This window comes from Rhodococcus xishaensis (assembly GCF_004011825.1).
GTDB classification, from domain to species: Bacteria; Actinomycetota; Actinomycetes; order Mycobacteriales; family Mycobacteriaceae; genus Prescottella; species Prescottella xishaensis.
The window spans coordinates 298589-313888 of the sequence record NZ_RKLO01000005.1; the positions used below are offsets into that span (position 1 = coordinate 298589).

Annotated in this window: 16 protein-coding genes; 4 read left to right on the forward strand and 12 right to left on the reverse strand. The window is 66.7% G+C overall.

Annotated elements, in window-relative coordinates:
• Positions 1 to 25 precede the first annotated feature (25 nt).
• Together EGT50_RS13660 and EGT50_RS13665 are read left to right on the forward strand one after the other, a co-directional pair.
• Positions 26 to 760, forward strand: coding sequence for a VTT domain-containing protein (locus EGT50_RS13660; RefSeq protein WP_206615825.1), 735 nt, complete (start codon positions 26 to 28; stop codon positions 758 to 760).
• Positions 761 to 762: 2 nt separating this feature from the next.
• Entirely contained in the window at positions 763 to 1500 is a 738-nt protein-coding gene (locus EGT50_RS13665; protein ID WP_127955313.1) for a DedA family protein, read from the forward strand.
• Here EGT50_RS13665 and EGT50_RS13670 read toward each other — a convergent pair.
• From EGT50_RS13670 to EGT50_RS13680, 3 genes are all read right to left on the reverse strand, one after another.
• A complete protein-coding gene (locus EGT50_RS13670; RefSeq protein ID WP_127955191.1) occupies positions 1433 to 2554 on the reverse strand; it encodes a glycoside hydrolase family 76 protein in 1122 nt (373 codons plus the stop codon). The two genes, EGT50_RS13665 and EGT50_RS13670, sit on opposite strands and share 68 nt — an antisense overlap.
• Before the next feature lie 34 nt (positions 2555 to 2588).
• Positions 2589 to 3269, reverse strand: coding sequence for a TrmH family RNA methyltransferase (locus EGT50_RS13675; protein WP_127955314.1), 681 nt, complete (start codon positions 3267 to 3269; stop codon positions 2589 to 2591).
• Positions 3270 to 3348: 79 nt separating this feature from the next.
• Positions 3349 to 4143, reverse strand: a complete 795-nt coding sequence (locus EGT50_RS13680; protein WP_127955192.1) for an SDR family oxidoreductase — start codon at positions 4141 to 4143, stop codon at positions 3349 to 3351.
• 110 nt (positions 4144 to 4253) lie between these two features.
• Here EGT50_RS13680 and EGT50_RS13685 point away from each other — a divergent pair, with 110 nt between their 5' ends.
• Positions 4254 to 4700: a hypothetical protein gene (locus EGT50_RS13685; RefSeq protein WP_127955193.1), complete on the forward strand. Its 447-nt coding sequence runs from the start codon at positions 4254 to 4256 to the stop codon at positions 4698 to 4700.
• Positions 4701 to 4808: 108 nt separating this feature from the next.
• On the opposite strand, the gene EGT50_RS13690 is transcribed toward EGT50_RS13685, so the two are convergent.
• Positions 4809 to 5267 (reverse strand): DUF3995 domain-containing protein, encoded by a 459-nt coding sequence (locus EGT50_RS13690; protein WP_127955194.1) that lies wholly within the window; start codon positions 5265 to 5267, stop codon positions 4809 to 4811.
• 158 nt (positions 5268 to 5425) lie between these two features.
• Positions 5426 to 6508 carry a hypothetical protein gene (locus EGT50_RS13695; RefSeq protein ID WP_164873411.1) on the reverse strand — a complete coding sequence of 361 codons (1083 nt, stop codon included), beginning with the start codon at positions 6506 to 6508 and terminating at the stop codon, positions 5426 to 5428.
• A gap of 327 nt (positions 6509 to 6835) precedes the next feature.
• On the opposite strand from EGT50_RS13695, the gene EGT50_RS17060 reads away from it, so the two are divergent.
• Positions 6836 to 7297 (forward strand): DUF1109 domain-containing protein, encoded by a 462-nt coding sequence (locus tag EGT50_RS17060; RefSeq protein ID WP_164873412.1) that lies wholly within the window; start codon positions 6836 to 6838, stop codon positions 7295 to 7297.
• 115 nt (positions 7298 to 7412) lie between these two features.
• On the opposite strand, the gene galK is transcribed toward EGT50_RS17060, so the two are convergent.
• The 7 genes from galK to clpB all read right to left on the reverse strand — a co-directional run bounded on the left by galK (position 7413) and on the right by clpB (position 15251).
• A complete protein-coding gene (gene galK, locus EGT50_RS13705) occupies positions 7413 to 8567 on the reverse strand; it encodes a galactokinase (RefSeq protein ID WP_127955197.1) in 1155 nt (384 codons plus the stop codon).
• A 20-nt stretch (positions 8568 to 8587) separates the two neighbouring features.
• Positions 8588 to 9703, reverse strand: coding sequence for a galactose-1-phosphate uridylyltransferase (gene galT, locus EGT50_RS13710; protein WP_127955198.1), 1116 nt, complete (start codon positions 9701 to 9703; stop codon positions 8588 to 8590).
• An 80-nt stretch (positions 9704 to 9783) separates the two neighbouring features.
• The gene (gene pyrE, locus EGT50_RS13715; protein ID WP_127955199.1) at positions 9784 to 10317 is read right to left on the reverse strand and encodes an orotate phosphoribosyltransferase; all 534 of its coding nucleotides are present in this window, start codon (positions 10315 to 10317) and stop codon (positions 9784 to 9786) included.
• Positions 10318 to 10435: 118 nt separating this feature from the next.
• A complete protein-coding gene (locus EGT50_RS13720; RefSeq protein WP_206615826.1) occupies positions 10436 to 11140 on the reverse strand; it encodes a type III secretion system chaperone family protein in 705 nt (234 codons plus the stop codon).
• Positions 11141 to 11194: 54 nt separating this feature from the next.
• The gene (locus tag EGT50_RS13725; RefSeq protein WP_127955200.1) at positions 11195 to 12052 is read right to left on the reverse strand and encodes a hypothetical protein; all 858 of its coding nucleotides are present in this window, start codon (positions 12050 to 12052) and stop codon (positions 11195 to 11197) included.
• Between the two features lie 156 nt (positions 12053 to 12208).
• Positions 12209 to 12601 (reverse strand): RNA-binding S4 domain-containing protein, encoded by a 393-nt coding sequence (locus tag EGT50_RS13730; protein WP_268960691.1) that lies wholly within the window; start codon positions 12599 to 12601, stop codon positions 12209 to 12211.
• A 55-nt stretch (positions 12602 to 12656) separates the two neighbouring features.
• Positions 12657 to 15251 (reverse strand): ATP-dependent chaperone ClpB, encoded by a 2595-nt coding sequence (clpB, locus tag EGT50_RS13735; RefSeq protein ID WP_127955201.1) that lies wholly within the window; start codon positions 15249 to 15251, stop codon positions 12657 to 12659.
• Between the last annotated feature and the right edge of the window lie 49 nt (positions 15252 to 15300).

Sequence of the window (15300 nt, forward strand, 5' to 3'; positions counted from 1 at the left end):
AGACCCCACCGGTACTCTGGTCCGCGTGAATGTGCTGGCAGCTTCGGAATCCGTGACCACTAATCTGGCCTTGCTGCCGGGATTCCTTGATCCGGTAAACCTGCTGAACTCTTTCGGCACGTGGATGCTCATCGGCCTGCTGGTCGTCGTGTTCATCGAGTCGGGGCTGCTGTTTCCGCTCCTTCCGGGCGACTCCCTGCTGTTCACCGCCGGCCTCATCGCGGCGTCGAAGTCCGCTGAGGTCGAACCGTTCGCCCCGCTGTGGGTGCTGATGGTGACGATCCCGATCGCCGCGATTCTCGGTGACCAGGTCGGATACTTCCTCGGCTCGAAGGGCGGCGCGGCCCTCTTCAAGTCGGACGATGCGAGGATCTTCAAGAAGAGCTACATCGACCACTCGCAAGAGTTCTTCGACAAGCACGGACCGATCACCATCGTCCTGGCCCGCTTCGTGCCGATCGTGCGCACCTACGCCCCGCTCGTCGCCGGGGCGTCGAGGATGAAGTACCCGGTCTTCATCAGCTACAACGTGATCGGCGGCATCGTCTGGGGTGCCGGCGTCACACTGCTCGGCTACCTCCTCGGCCAGGTCGAGTTCATCGCCGCCAACATCGACTACATCTTCCTTCTCATCGTCTTCGTCTCGGTGATCCCCATCATCGTCGAGGTCGGCAAGCGGTACTTCGGTCCCCGTAGGTCGGCCCGCCGCGCCCTGGCGGTCGAGCCTTCGGCTACGACTCCGAACGATCCGGCCACTTGATTCTGACCGCTGCCGCGGGAACCTTCGGGCCGTTCGAATCGGCAGGTCCCGCTCTCGTCTGGATCGTCGTCCTGAGCTTCGTCTTTCTCGAGTGCGCCCTGATCATCGGCCTGTTCCTCCCCGGCGATTCGATGCTGATCACCGCAGGGATCGTGCTCGCCGCACACGGGGTCGGCGCTCACCACACGTGGGCCCTGTCGGTGTGCGCGATCGGGTCCGCGATCGTCGGGAACCAGATGGGGTACGTGATCGGCAAACGCAGCGGCCACCACCTGATGGCCCGCCGCAACGGCAAGTACGTCAACGCGCAGAACCTGCACAAGGTCAACGTGCTGCTGGACCGGCACGGCTTCTGGGCGGTGCTCGTGGCGCGTTGGATCCCGTGGGTGCGCACCCTCTGCCCGATGGTGGCCGGGGCCGCAAACATGGACCACCGGCGGTACACGATCGCGAGCAGCATCGGCGCAGTCATTTGGGCACCGGTGCTGCTGCTCGCCGGGTTCTACGGCGGTTCGCTGCTCGTGGAGGTGCCATGGTTGCTGTCCGCCGTGGTCGCTGTCCTGGTGACACTTCTCGTCATCGGCAGCGCGGCAGGCATTTGGGGTTACCGCCGCGAGATGTCCAAGCCGATCGAGGACGTCCTCGTTGACGAGGTCCGCACCCGACCGGAGGTCAGCGACGCTTCGGGTATCCCGCCGCGGACACCAAGTAGGCCGACTCCATCAGCATCCACCCGCTGAGCTGCACCGACAGATCACGTTCGGCGATGTCGGATGGATGCACCATCCCGCCGGAGAAGGTCGCGGTCCCCACCCCCAGGCCGGGTAGCTGCGCAGGCAGGCTCCAGTCCTTGCCGAACAGCGGCAGTTCCTCGACCTGGAGACGGTTCTCCCACGCCGCCTCAGCCGAGCCGAGAACCACTTGTGCCGCGAGCCGCCGCGCCCGCACATCCTCCGAGGCCTCGCCGGGCAGCATTAGTGCCACGAGGGCGAGGTAGCGGGCGAGGAGTCCGTTGAACAGTCCGCCGTCGCCCCCTCCGCCCCCGCGGATGACACCGCCCTTCGTGAGCCGCTCGTCGACCGCTTCGACCAGACGATGTACCCGCTGCCGGTGCCGCGGAGCGCCCATACGCACGGCCAGCTCAGTCTCGAGGCTGAGGACTGTGCCCTGACAGTACGAGTAGATGTTCCGTTCGAGTGTCCCGTCGCTTCGAATGCCGTCGAAGATCAGGCCGGTCGCCGGATCCCGCAGGGTGTCGTCGATCCAGTCGGCGATCGCCTGCGCCAGCCATAGTCGACCTGCGCGCGCGAGCACGAGCCCAGCTGGGCCGTTCGCCGGGGTGTTGAAGAAATTGGAGTTCTTGCGCCACGGGATCCCGCCGCCGGAATCAGGCGACCACGCCTTGAACAGTTGCCGTTCGAGTGCGGCAAGGGCCCTACGGTTGTCGATGAGTTGCATGCGCTGAGCACGCTCGAGGGCCAGCCCGAGCCACGCCATATCGTCGTAGTAGCTGCTGGTCCAGCCCGAAATGTTCCGGAAGCGGTGGCCCCGAATGAGTCTCGCGAGGCGGCGGCGACGCCTAGCGGTGGGATTTCGTTCGGCAGCGTCGATAGTGCAGTTGATCAGGTTCGCTTGCCACCAGTAGTGCCACTGCAGGAAGACCCGCTCGCGGCGCACCGCCGGCCACGCAACGACCGCCAACGCCGTACCCGGTATGCCCCAAACGCGGCGAATGTGCCGAGTCATGACCGCGCTCTCGGCGGCGTCCGCTCGAGCAGACCATTCGCGCTGCATGCCTACCGATCTTGCCTGGGCATCGTCTCTTCCGCTACCAGGCGCGACCGAGATTCGCGTGCTGACGGATCCAGGTGTGCATCGCGATTCCCGCGGCCACACCTGCGTTGATACTGCGGGTGGACCCGAACTGAGCGATCGATACGGTCATCGACGCCACCTCGTGCCCCTGCTCGGTGACCCCTGGACCCTCCTGCCCGAACAACAATAGGCAGTCCCGCGGCAATTCCGCGGTCTCGATCGGGACCGACCCGGGGGTGTTGTCGACCGCGACGATTGTCAGCCCGTTGTCCTGCGCGAACGCCGCCAAAGCGTCGAGATCGACATGGTGTACCAGGTGCTGATAGCGGTCGGTGACCATGGCGCCGCGCCGGTTCCAGCGGCGGCGACCGACGATGTGTACCGCGGCCGCCGCGAAGGCGTTCGCGGTCCGCACGACTGTGCCGATGTTCGAGTCGTGACCGAAGTTCTCGATCGCGACGTGCAGCGGATGCCGTCTGTGGTCGATGTCGGCGACGATCGCCTCCCGCGTCCAGTAGCGGTAGGCGTCGACGACGTTGCGGCGGTCTCCCTCCGCAAGCAACTGCTGGTCGTACCGCGGGTCGTCGGGAATGGGCGTGTCGTGCTCCAGGATCCACGGTCCGACGCCGTGGGAGTGCTCGCCCCATTCAGTGGGTCCGGGCGTGTCGGCGTCGTCGCCGACCGGGATGTGCATCTTGGGATCGTCGGTGCTCACAACGTCTCGTTCGGATTGGGGGCATCGGACAGCGGCAAAGGAAACTAGGGTGATCTGATTAAACGCGACTGAGCAGCCTGTTCAACAGCCGCGCAAGCCAGGCCGGCGAGAAACGCGAGGCCACGGCCAGGAACTGGGCCTGCTTGCCCACCGGATAGTGCACCTTCGGCAGCCTCCGCTGCCGGTCCGTGGTCGCGGCGACGATCGCGTCCGCCACGTCCTGTGAGGTCAGGTGGACCCCGAGCGAACGCGTACTGCCCGTAGACATCCCACGAATCATGCCGGTGCGAACGAACAGCGGCCACATGTCGACCACCCGGATGTCATGCGGCCGCCACTCGAGTTCGAGCCCCTCGGTGATCCCGCGTACGGCGAACTTGGTGGCGCTGTACGTCGCCAACTCCGGCTGACCGTAGATCGCGGACGCCGACGCCAGGTTCACCACTTGCGCACCAGGTGTCTCTTTCAAGTATGTGAACGCAGCGAGCAGGCCGTTGATCGTGCCGCCCACATTGACGTCGAGCATCCTGCGGTGCGCTTCAGCCGGAATGTCCTCGAAACGCCCCGACGACAGCACCCCGGCGTTGTTGACGAGGACGTCGAGCCGCCCTCCACCCGAGGTGAATTCCGCCAACCGTTCGCGCCAACCGTCGAGGTCGGTGACGTCGAGCACGCCGGTGCGCACCTGACCGCCCCGCGCGAGAATCTCCTCACTGAGGGAGGCGAGACCCGTCTCGTCGAGGTCGTAAGCACCGACGAAATACCCGTGACTGGCGAACGTCACGGCGGTGGCGCGCCCGATCCCCGCGGCGGCACCGGTGATGAACACAGTCGGTCGAGGTGTCGAAAACATGTCGTCAGGCTAAGACCTGAGGCCACCAGGCCGGGGGCGAAGCGGAAGATCGACTCGGACCGGTGTCGACGCAGAGCGACTAGGCTGGGTAGCGACACGAAGAGAAGGCCATGAACCACCCGCGCATCGTTCGTACCGTCTGCTTCATCACCGTCAGCTACCTCATCGTTCTCGCGACCTGGCTGGGATGGGTGGTCGAGCACACCCCCGAGGCCACGATCCCGTACCAAATCGGCGGGCTGCTCGCTGCCTACGGCTCAGCCTTGGGCCTCGGCATGATGTGGGCCGACCGACCCACCCGAGCCGAGCGCAAACTCGCCAAACACGGCATCGAAGGGTGGGCGAAGATCCGTCACGCCCAGCGGATTCGGCGCACCGTCGACAACGGGGTGCTGACTGAGCTCGACCTCGACCTCACCGTGCCGGGCTCGGAGTCGTACACCGGCCGGGTGCTCTACGAGGTGTCGCCGGAGAACCGATCGCGGTTCGAGGTCGGAGAAACCATCTCGATCATCGTCGACCCCGACGACCGCGATCGGATCCTGATCTATCCCTAGTCCCGCCTCCAGGGCGATCCAGCGGTCAACCGTGGACGCTCGTGCGGCACGGCCCCTGTCGCCGCATCAGGTCGAGGGCTGCATACTCGAAACTCGTTGATTCTCAAGTCATGTCGTGACTGTGGCGGTGAGGACGGCTGCGGCCGTGCCCAGGCAAAGCGGCCGATATACCGTGTTGTCCAACTGAATGAAGCGCGGTGAGGGTTCCTCGAGACCGAGGACCTTGGTGGCTGCCCGTCCGCCCGCGACACCACGCGCTGCAACGCCGGTGGCCAAGGCGAACCGGGCCACCGTTGCGGCCTTGCCCATCCCGCCCGCTCCTGCCACCAACGCGGCCGCAGCCGCCGCCATTCCAGCGACGGCGAAGCAGGCTCGGGCATCAGGCATGGTGTCGCTCCCCACCACAGCGTCTGCCAAGTCGGCCCGGTTGCGCAGCGGCCATGCCGAGCCCAGGCCCCATGCGGTGTGGACCAATGCCACCGCCGCGAACGCCGACGAGCCGGTGAGGCCTGCAATGCGCGCCTTCGTTCCTAGAGAACGACCGGTGAAAACCGGGAGTTTGGTCATGCCGCCAACGTATCCCAGGCACCACTGCGGGTGACCAGCCAGCACCGGCCTCACGCAGTCGGGGAAACGGTAGTCCTGGACGGTGGACTCGGATCGAGAACGCTGCCGCCGCTCCGCCGAGAAACCTCGAAACCGCAGGCCAGATCCGTTTGAAAGCGTCAGTCACCGCCGAAGAAGTCTCGATGTGCGGCGGCGGTCAGTTCCTCGTAGTCCATGCCGTATGTCTTCGCGGCATGCCAGAAGGCCTCGATCGCCGCCTCGAGGGGGCTCGTATCGGGGGCCATACTGCGTCCATAGGCGCGTAGCGCCTGATACTGCTGGACTGCCTCCCCCTTCGTGGGAAGCCCAGAGACGATGGTTCGGGTGATTCGTGGGTCCTCGTCCAGGCGGATACGGGCGTCGAAGCTGTAGATGAAGTCCTTGTTGGCTGGTTTGCCCGAGTCCATGTCGTCGAGAACCGCTGCCAGCCAGTCGATGTGGGCGATCCCGGCCCGCTCCCACGCGCGGTGGATGCACCATCGTGCGAAAGCGAGTTGCCGCTCGGGCGCGGCAGCCTCGATGCGGTCGATCAGATCGCGGTCGAGGCCGGCGACATACCGGCTGGAGAAGACCGCTTCCAGGGCCGGAGTCAGGGGCTTGCCGCCGAACTCTCCCAGCTTCTCGCGGATGGCGATGGCTTCGGGGCTCTGCGCCGGCACCGTCACGACGGCACCGGACGCGTCGCGGATGTACACGCGGTCCTTCTTCAAGCTCGACTCGTCGACCTGAGTCCGGGGAGACCAGGCGGTGTCGGACTTGTGGAGGGTGGCCACGGTGGTGTCGGCAGTGCCGGTGTCGGGCCACAGTTCGAGCAGGTAGTCCTCGACCGGATGGTCGACTTCCTGCCCGTAGTGGCGGTCGCGGCCGCGGGCGTGCGCGCGCACCCGGTAGCGTCCTGCCGGAACCGGCGACAGGGCGGCGACGGTGCCATCGGTGGCGGACACGACAATCTCCGATGCCGCGACCAGGGTGGTCTCCTCGGCCACCTCCCAGGCCACCGGATCCGGGTCCGCTGGGACGTGATCGAGCAGCGAGACGGTGATGCGGACGGGACCGTAGGCGATGCCGGTGTAGAAGGAGACGAACCCGGGTCCGGCATCGAGAAGGGTTCCGTGCGCCACGGCTTCGAGGTACTCGGCGTCACGTTCGCCCACGACGAACTGGTGGTGGTCGACGGAAACGATGCCTTCGGAGCGCATCACACGGAACCCTTCTCGAATGTCGCTGTCAGAGGACCTGACGGTACTTGCCGGGTAACGGACACGTCGCCGCCATACCATCGCGGCGGCAAGTCATACCGGCCGATCGACCCACCCCACCGCCTGACGCACCCCTTTACTGCCGGCGCTCTGAGACGATCCAACACTCGAATTGGATACATTCGTCTCGTGAACAGAGGACCCTCCGCAACGGATCAAAGGGGAGTCGACGACAGTCGTCCGCCGGGTGTGGTTGTACTCATCTCGACAACTCTCGCGCTCGCAATTTTGCTATGTGTCCATTACGACTGGCAGCCATGGCCTGGGAACATGACCGGTCCAGATAAACTCTTGTACTTCGCAATAGGGTCGCTGGCACTTTCCATCGCTGGACTCGTTTGGGCGGTGCGCACGCTTTACTTTGTCGGCCGAGACCGCAAGTGGTCCTTGTGGGTTGCAGCTGCCCCCTTTGTAGTTATTTCTGGAGTTGCAATTGCGCTCGCATTTCCTCCCAGTTCGTTCGATGAAGCGCGACCTGAATTCGAGAAGGTTGCGCAGGAGATTCTGAAAGACCCTGATCGCTCCAGAAGCGATCTAACAATCGGCGGTCTCGATATCAGCCTCGTGATACGTGGTGGCAATGGTTCCGTATTTTTCTATGACGCGGACGGATACGTCGGGACGTTTGTCAGCGGTTGGATATTCTCCCCGAACGTCGTTCCCGAGAGCGGCGGAACCTGGACTTTCGAGATGATTTCCGAAGACTGGTACAAGTTCTCCTATCAGTGGTGAATGGGAGAACGAACGGCTGCGACGCGCACCTCGTCGACGGTGACGGCTGCCGCGACTGGCAGCGCAGTGCCAGGATTGTCGCGGTGGCCACGCCACACCCGTTCCCCCGCTTGCCTCAGATCAACCGGCGCGCAGGCGGCGACGCCGTGACCGTCGCGAACTCGGGTTCGGTCAGGCCCCGCTCCTCGGCCCTGCTGCGCACGATCTCGACCGCCTCGTCCACCCTCCCCGGCGGGATCAAGGCGATCGCGGAGCCGCCGAAGCCGCCCCCGGTCATCCGGGCTCCCAGGGCTCCGGCGATCAGTGTGCTCTCGACAGCGTTGTCGAGTTCTGCACAGGAGACTTCGAAGTCGCGGCTGAGCGAGAGGTGCGATGCATACAGCAGTCTGCCCAGCTCCGCGAAGTCGCCGGAATGCAGCGCCTGCACAGCGAGTCGAACGCGCGCGATCTCGCTGATGACGTGCCGGGCCCGTCGGCGCAGGGCGTCGTCCTGCAGCGACTGGACCGCATCTATACCGCCGCGCCCCTGGTCGGCGAGTTCACGCAGGGATCCGACGCCCAGCCGCCGCGCCGCCCGTTCCACTGTGCCCCGTCGCTGCGCATACGCCCCGTCCGCCAGGCGATGCGGGGCGCGGGTGTCGACCACCAGCAGCGTCAGACCTTCCGGATCGAACGGCACCTGCGACATCGAGTCCGATGCCGAATCCAGCAGCAGCGCTTGTCCTTCCGACGCCAGCAAGGAGGCCGCCTGGTCCATGCCCCCGGTGGGAGCCCGCGCTACCTCGTTCTCGGCACGCACGCATGCGGCCGCCAGCTCTACCCGGTCCGCGTCCGATACGAGCGCAAGGGCTAGTGAGCATTCGAGTGCCGCCGAGCTCGACAGTCCAGCACCGATCGGTACCGCCGACACGAAGGCGACATCCACACCACCGAAATCATCTGTGAACAAACCGTTCTCACGCAGCGCCCAGATCACCCCAGCGGGGTACGCCGCCCACCCGTCGGGGCGCCCCGGTCCGACGTCCGCCAGGCGGCCGTCCCACGGGCCCGCTTCGGTCGAGCGCAACCGGATCAACCCATCCGACCGCGGTGAGACGGCGGCCGAAGTGCTGTGCGGCAACGCAATCGGTAGGCACAGCCCGCCGGCATAGTCGACGTGTTCACCGATCAGGTTCACCCGCCCGGGCGCCGCCCACACGCTGTCGGGCCCACCACCGAACTCGCGGCGGAACATGTCCACCGCGGTGTCCGCGAGTTCGGAGTCGGACATCGGATTGAACCACCGAGCTGTCACGGCGCAACCTCCCGGAACCGAGCGGCGATCCGCTCGGGGGTGGTGTCACTGATCCACGCCCCCATACCAGACTCGGAACCGGCGAGGTACTTCATCCGGTGCGGTGAGCGCATGAGCGAGAACACCTGCAGGTGAAGCCGGCCCAGTTCCCGACCGGCACCGACCGGCGCCTGATGCCAGCCGGCGATGTACGGCAGTCGGGTGACCGGGTCGAAGAACCTGTCGAGTCGACCGAGCACGTCGAGGTACAGATGCGACAGTTCGTCGATCTCGGCGTCGTCGAGCTCGGTGAGGTCCGCAACATCGCGGTGCGGTGCGAGATGCAGTTCGACCGGCCAGCGGGCCGCCGCAGGCACGTAGGCGGTCCAGCGCTCACCGTCGACCACCACCCGGGTTCCGACACGTCGCTCGGCGTCGAGGACGGTCCGCAGAAGTGAACGCCCGGTGCGTCTTCGGTGCAGCTCAGCCTGCCGTAGTAGCGCTGCCGTGCGAGGGGGCAGCGTCGGGTAGGCGTAGATCTGACCGTGAGGGTGCGTGAGCGTCACCCCGATCTCTTCGCCCCGGTTCTCGAAGCAGTAGACCTGCGCGACGGACGGCAGCGCCGACAGCTCGCGGGTCCGGTCCCGCAAGGCCTCGAGCACCGTCCTCACTCGGGCCGCTGACAGCTCGGCGAAGCTGCCGTCGTGCTCACTGGTGAAGCACACCACCTCGCATCGGCCGTCCGCAGTACGCTGCGGCCAGAGCTGTTCTCCGTCAACGAGTTCGGACGCAGGATCGGCGCAGGGCGCAAACGACGGGAATCGATTCTCGAACACCGCGACGTCGTAGTCACCGGCCGGGATCTCGGTGGCCGGTCTCCCCGGACGGGTCGGACACAGTGGGCACTCGTCGGTCGTGGGCTGGAAGGTGCGGTCCATTCGGTGCGCTGCGAGCGTTACCCACTCGCCCGTCAGGACGTCGTAGCGCATGGCCGACGCCGCCTCTACCGCAGCCAGTTCACGGCTGTCGTGCAGTTCGCGGGTCGCCGAACCGCTTGCATACGGTTCGGTGTCGTCGAAGTAGAACAGCTCACGTCCGTCGGATAGGTGCGTCCGCGTCTTCCGAGTCGGCATCGGACCACGATATTCGAGGTCCCAGGATTTCGTCTCCACCACCCGATTCGAGAGTCGGGGCTCGAACCACGGCCGTCGGGTCAGTTCAGGCCGAGGTCCACGAGGCCGAGAAGCGAGCGGTACTCGAGTCCCTCGGCGGCGATGACGGCATCCGCTCCGGTCGCACGGTCGACGACGGTGGCGACACCGACGACGGTGGCACCGGCATCACGCAACGCCTTGACCGCGGTGAGCGGCGAGTTCCCGGTAGTGGTGGTGTCCTCGACGACCAGAACACGCTTGCCGACGACGTCCGGGCCTTCGATCTGGCGCTGCATGCCATGCGCCTTGGCGGCCTTGCGGACAACGAACGTGTCGACCGGACGACCCTCGGCATGCATGACTGCCATCGCGACCGGGTCGGCACCCATCGTCAGCCCGCCTACGGAGTCGAAATCCCAGTCGGCAACCATCTCGCGCAGCAGCTTGCCGATCAGGGGGCTGGCCCGATGGTGCAGCGTCGCACGACGCAGGTCCACGTAGTAGTCGGCTTCCTTGCCCGAGGACAAGGTGACCTTCCCGTGCACCACCGCCAGCTCGCGCACCAGTGCGGCGAGCTCGTCGCGATCCGTCATCGGCCGCTCTCCCATATCCAAGTCGGGCAACATTTGGTCGGGTCGAGCCTAGCGAGGAGGCCGGATCCCTGCGCCTGCGGCTCTGCTGAGGCGGCACCCACCGCCGGGAGTCGAAGCTCTACCAGGGCGATTCGTCCTCGTCGGACCGGTCGTGGTTCTCCGCCACCACCGGGCGCCCCGGGTCGTGCGCGCCCCACCCCATGGCTTGAGGCGGGTCGGCCGGCGGCAGCACCCGCAGCATGCCCGACAGTCGAGCCACCGCTTCGGTCGCGTTTTCCCAGTCTCGACCCGAGCTACCGATCGGCAGCGACCCGAGGGTCCACTGCCCCTCGCTCCACAGCAGTTGCAACTGTGGTGGCACCGTCTCGGTGAACGCGACCATGCGCTGGTCGCACACGCGCCGGGCAAGCTCGAGGTCGGTCGCGAACACGATTCGCGTCCCGATCGACCCGAGCAGGTTCAGATCCGAGTCGCGCGGAGGTGGCGCGGACTTCATTCGCAGATCGATGTCCACGTCGGAGCCCACCTCACGGTGCACCGCGACGATGGTCGCGGTGTCCCCCAGGTCGAAAAGCACGAACTCACTGCCGCGTCGGGTGCCCCACACCACGTCGACCGCGCCCAGGTACTCCTGCTTGGAGAGGGCCGCGCGGTGCCAGAGCGACGGCAGATGCTCGTCGAACCTTTCGTACGTGTATCCGTGGGCGCTCGCCCAGATCTGCCGGACGCGTCCGGTCTGGTTGCGTCGCTTGCGGTCGACGTAGAGCAACGCGACAGCACCCGCTAGTGCTATCACTGCCAATCCGAACCACATAGCAGTCATCGGGGCTCAGCCTAGCCACTCGCGGAACACGACTCTCGCATCCGGTACCGCGCGTCAGTTTCCGAAATCGGGAAGCGACGTCCCGATGATCACTCTTGCGGTGACCGTCTCGTTCCTGACCCTGTCTCCCTGGACCAGCACCGATTCGCCCGGTTCCAGGTCGGCGACGGTACGCGCCGTCAGGGAGATCAGGGTGGTGTCGGGAGTGGTGAGCACGGTGATCTGGGACCCGCCAAGGCCGTTGAGGGTCAGCGTTCCACCGTCGTTGGCAGTGATCGTGCCCATAGCGGTGCCGGCCTGGCCGATGAGGTCACCGACACGGCCGGGGATTCCTGTGCCTTCCCGTGGCGACTGGGCATCGGGCGCTGGCGGCGGCAGGGGGCTCGCCGTCGGCGGCAGCATCTCCGCCGACGTGGGCGGTTGCGGCGCAGCAGCGTTAGGAGCGTCGTCGGAACCCCGTCCGCTCAGCATCACTCCGACGATCAGGCCGAGCACCAGCAGCACGCCGCCTGCGGCAGCGGCCGACCGCAGTCCGACCCTGCGTCCGGCCTTGTGCTCGGGAGTGTTCTCGATTGCGGGTGCCTCACCGATGGGCGGCGGTCCGGGCGGATAGCCACCGGCGCCGTCGTACGTCGGATACGCCTGGGTGGGGTTCGGAGCCGCAGCCTGCGGATCGAACCGCGGGTCATACGTCGGGAGTTCCCGCGTCGGATTGGGCGCCTGGGAACCATACGCTTGGTACGGGTCTTCGGTGTAGTACTGCTCGGTTGGCTGCTCGGGCGACTCGATCGACCCGATCTGCTGGGTCGGGTCGTCGGAGGGCCGGGCCCACTGGGTGGTCTCGTCCGATACCTGCTCGGCAGGGTCGTACGCGCGTTCCTGCGGAGTGCGGTGATCGTCGGGATCGGTCATGGTGCGGGCCTGTTCTCCTCTTTCGTCGGCGGTACCAGTATCTGTCTGCGGTGCTTCTACTGTCTGCGGTACGTCTTCCGTCTGCGGTGCCGACGGCTCCAGTCTGGTCGGGCCGACAGTTCAGAGTAAGCCCGATTCTCGGACGGTCCGAAACCGTCATGCGAGTGGCATACCTCGGTCGAGGAACTTCTCCATTTCACGACGCTCGCGTTTGGTGGGGCGCCCGGCACCCCGGTCCCGGCGTGGAATCGACGCGAGAAGTTCAGGAGACGGCCGAGGCGGGCTGTTGTCCTGCATGCACTCCGCCGCAATCTGCGCGCCGACGCGTTTGGCGATGGGACGGACCACCACCACGATCCGTTCCCGTCCGGCGACCCGTACCCTCACCTCGTCGTCGGGCTTGACCTGCACCGACGCTTTCGCGGCGGAACCGTTGACGCGGACGTGACCGGACCGGCACGCAGCGGCCGCCTGTGAGCGCGTCTTGAACAGCCGCACCGCCCACATCCAGCTGTCGACACGTACGCTCTCGGAGGCCTGATTGGTCACCCGTCCAGGCTACCGAGACGGCACACTGCCAGCCCGTCCCTCGCGGCGGCCGCCGCTAGCCGAGCACCAGGTGATCCCCGTCCCCGGACACGGTCACCGGCACGGTGTCACCGTCGCGGACGGTGCCCGCCAAAAGCAGCTTGGCCAACTGGTCCCCGATCGCCTGCTGGATGAGGCGACGCAGCGGACGCGCTCCGTACTGGGGGTCGTAGCCGCGGACCGCGAGCCAGAACCGCGCCGAATCCGACACTTCGAGTGTGAGCCGACGGGCAGCCAACCGTTCGGCGAGCTGGTCCAGCTGGATGTCGACGATCGACTCGAGTTGCTCCTCCGACAGCGAATCGAAAATCACCACGTCGTCGAGGCGGTTGATGAACTCCGGCTTGAACGCCGACCGCACCGCCGTCATCACCTGGTCCCGATCGCCACCCGAGCCCAGATTCGAGGTGAGGATCAGGATCGTGTTGCGAAAGTCGACGGTGCGGCCCTGGCCGTCGGTGAGCCGGCCATCGTCGAGCACCTGCAACAGGATGTCGAAGACATCCGGGTGGGCCTTCTCGACCTCGTCGAACAGCACCACGGTGTAGGGCCGGCGCCGCACGGCCTCGGTGAGCTGTCCACCCGACTCGTAGCCGACATAGCCCGGAGGGGCACCGACGAGCCGTGCCACCGAGTGCTTCTCGCTGTACTCGGACATGTCGATCCGCACCATTGCGCGTTCGTCGTCGAACAGGAAGTCCGCCAGCGCCTTCGCAAGTTCGGTCTTGCCGACGCCGGTGGGTCCGAGGAACAGGAACGAGCCGGTGGGCCGGTTCGGGTCGGCGACTCCGGCGCGGGCGCGGCGCACGGCGTCCGAGACGGCTTGCACCGCTTCAGACTGCCCGACGACCCGCTTGCCGAGTTCGGTCTCCATCCGCAGCAGCTTGGCGGTCTCGCCCTCCATCATGCGGCCGGCGGGGATGCCGGTCCACGCGGAGACCACGTCGGCGACGTCGTCTGGGCTGACCTCCTCCTTGAGCATGACGGCACCGTCGGACGCGCCCTGCGACGCCTCGGCGGCAGCCGCCAGCTGCTTCTCCAGCTCGGGGATGCGGCCGTAGCGCAGCTCGGCGGCCTTACCGAGATCACCGTCGCGTTCGGCGCGTTCCTCCTCTCCGCGCAGCGCCTCGAGCTTCTCCTTGACCTCGCGCACTGCGTCGATCGCGTTCTTCTCGTTCTGCCACCGGGCGGTCAGCTGTCGCAGCTTCTCCCGGTAGTCGGCGAGTTCCTCGCGCAGTCGCTCGAGCCGCTCCTTCAGCCCCGCGTCCGTCGTGGTGTCCTCCTTGGCCAGCGCCATCTCCTCGATCTCGAGGCGGCGGACGGTCCGCTCCACCTCGTCGATCTCGACCGGTCGCGAGTCGATCTCCATGCGCAGCCGCGACGCGGCCTCGTCGACCAGGTCGATCGCCTTGTCGGGCAGGAAACGCGACGTGATGTAGCGGTCCGACAGGGTGGCCGCCGCGACGAGCGCGGAGTCGGTGATACGCACACCGTGGTGCACCTCGTATCGCTCCTTGAGGCCGCGGAGGATGCCGACGGTGTCCTCGACGGACGGCTCGCCGATCAGCACCTGCTGGAAGCGGCGCTCGAGCGCGGCGTCCTTCTCGATGTGTTGGCGGTACTCGTCGAGCGTGGTCGCGCCGACCAGCCGCAGTTCGCCGCGGGCGAGCATCGGCTTGATCATGTTGCCGGCGTCCATCGCCGACTCGCCGGCCGCGCCGGCACCGACGATGGTGTGCAGCTCGTCGATGAACGTGATGACCTGGCCGGCCGAGTTCTTGATGTCCTCGAGCACGGCCTTGAGGCGTTCCTCGAACTCGCCGCGATACTTGGCGCCGGCGACCATCGCCCCGAGGTCGAGCGAGATGACGCTCTTGCCCCGCAGCGATTCCGGAACGTCCCCGGCGACGATGCGCTGCGCGAGACCTTCGACGATCGCGGTCTTGCCCACGCCGGGCTCGCCGATGAGCACCGGGTTGTTCTTCGTGCGCCGGCTCAGCACCTGCACGACACGGCGGATCTCGGTGTCGCGACCGATGACGGGGTCGAGCTTGCCGTCGCGGGCCTGAGCCGTGAGGTCGGTGGAGTACTTCTCGAGCGCCTGGTACGTGCCCTCCGGGTCGGGGCTGGTGACACGCGCGCTGCCGCGGACCGCGGTGAACGCGTCCCGCAGCGCAGTCGGGGTGGCACCGTGCCCGACCAGGAGCTTGGCGACGTCGGAGTCGGCCGCGGCAGCGGAGCCCGCGGAACGATCCAGCCCACCAGCGAGACCCACCATGACGTGCTCGGTCGAGACGTACTCGTCGTCGAGCTCGGTCGCGAGATGCTGCGCCGCGGTGATCGCCGCGAGTGCCTCCCGGCCGAGCTGCGGCTGCGTCGTCGCGCCTGTGGCACGGGGCAGCCGGTCCACCAAGTCCTGCGCCTCACGGCGCACCACGGTGGGATCGACGCCGACGGCCTTGAGCAGCGGCGCGGCGATGCCGTCGGACTGGTCCAGCAGCGCAACCAGCAGGTGCGCCGGTCGGATGTCGGGGTTGCCCGCCGCGGATGCCGACTGCAGCGCAGACGTCAGCGCGGCCTGAGTCCTGGTGGTGGGAGAGAACGAGTCCACTGGTCACCTTCCTTGCGACGAACGAACAAGATCATTGTGCCGGTACAAA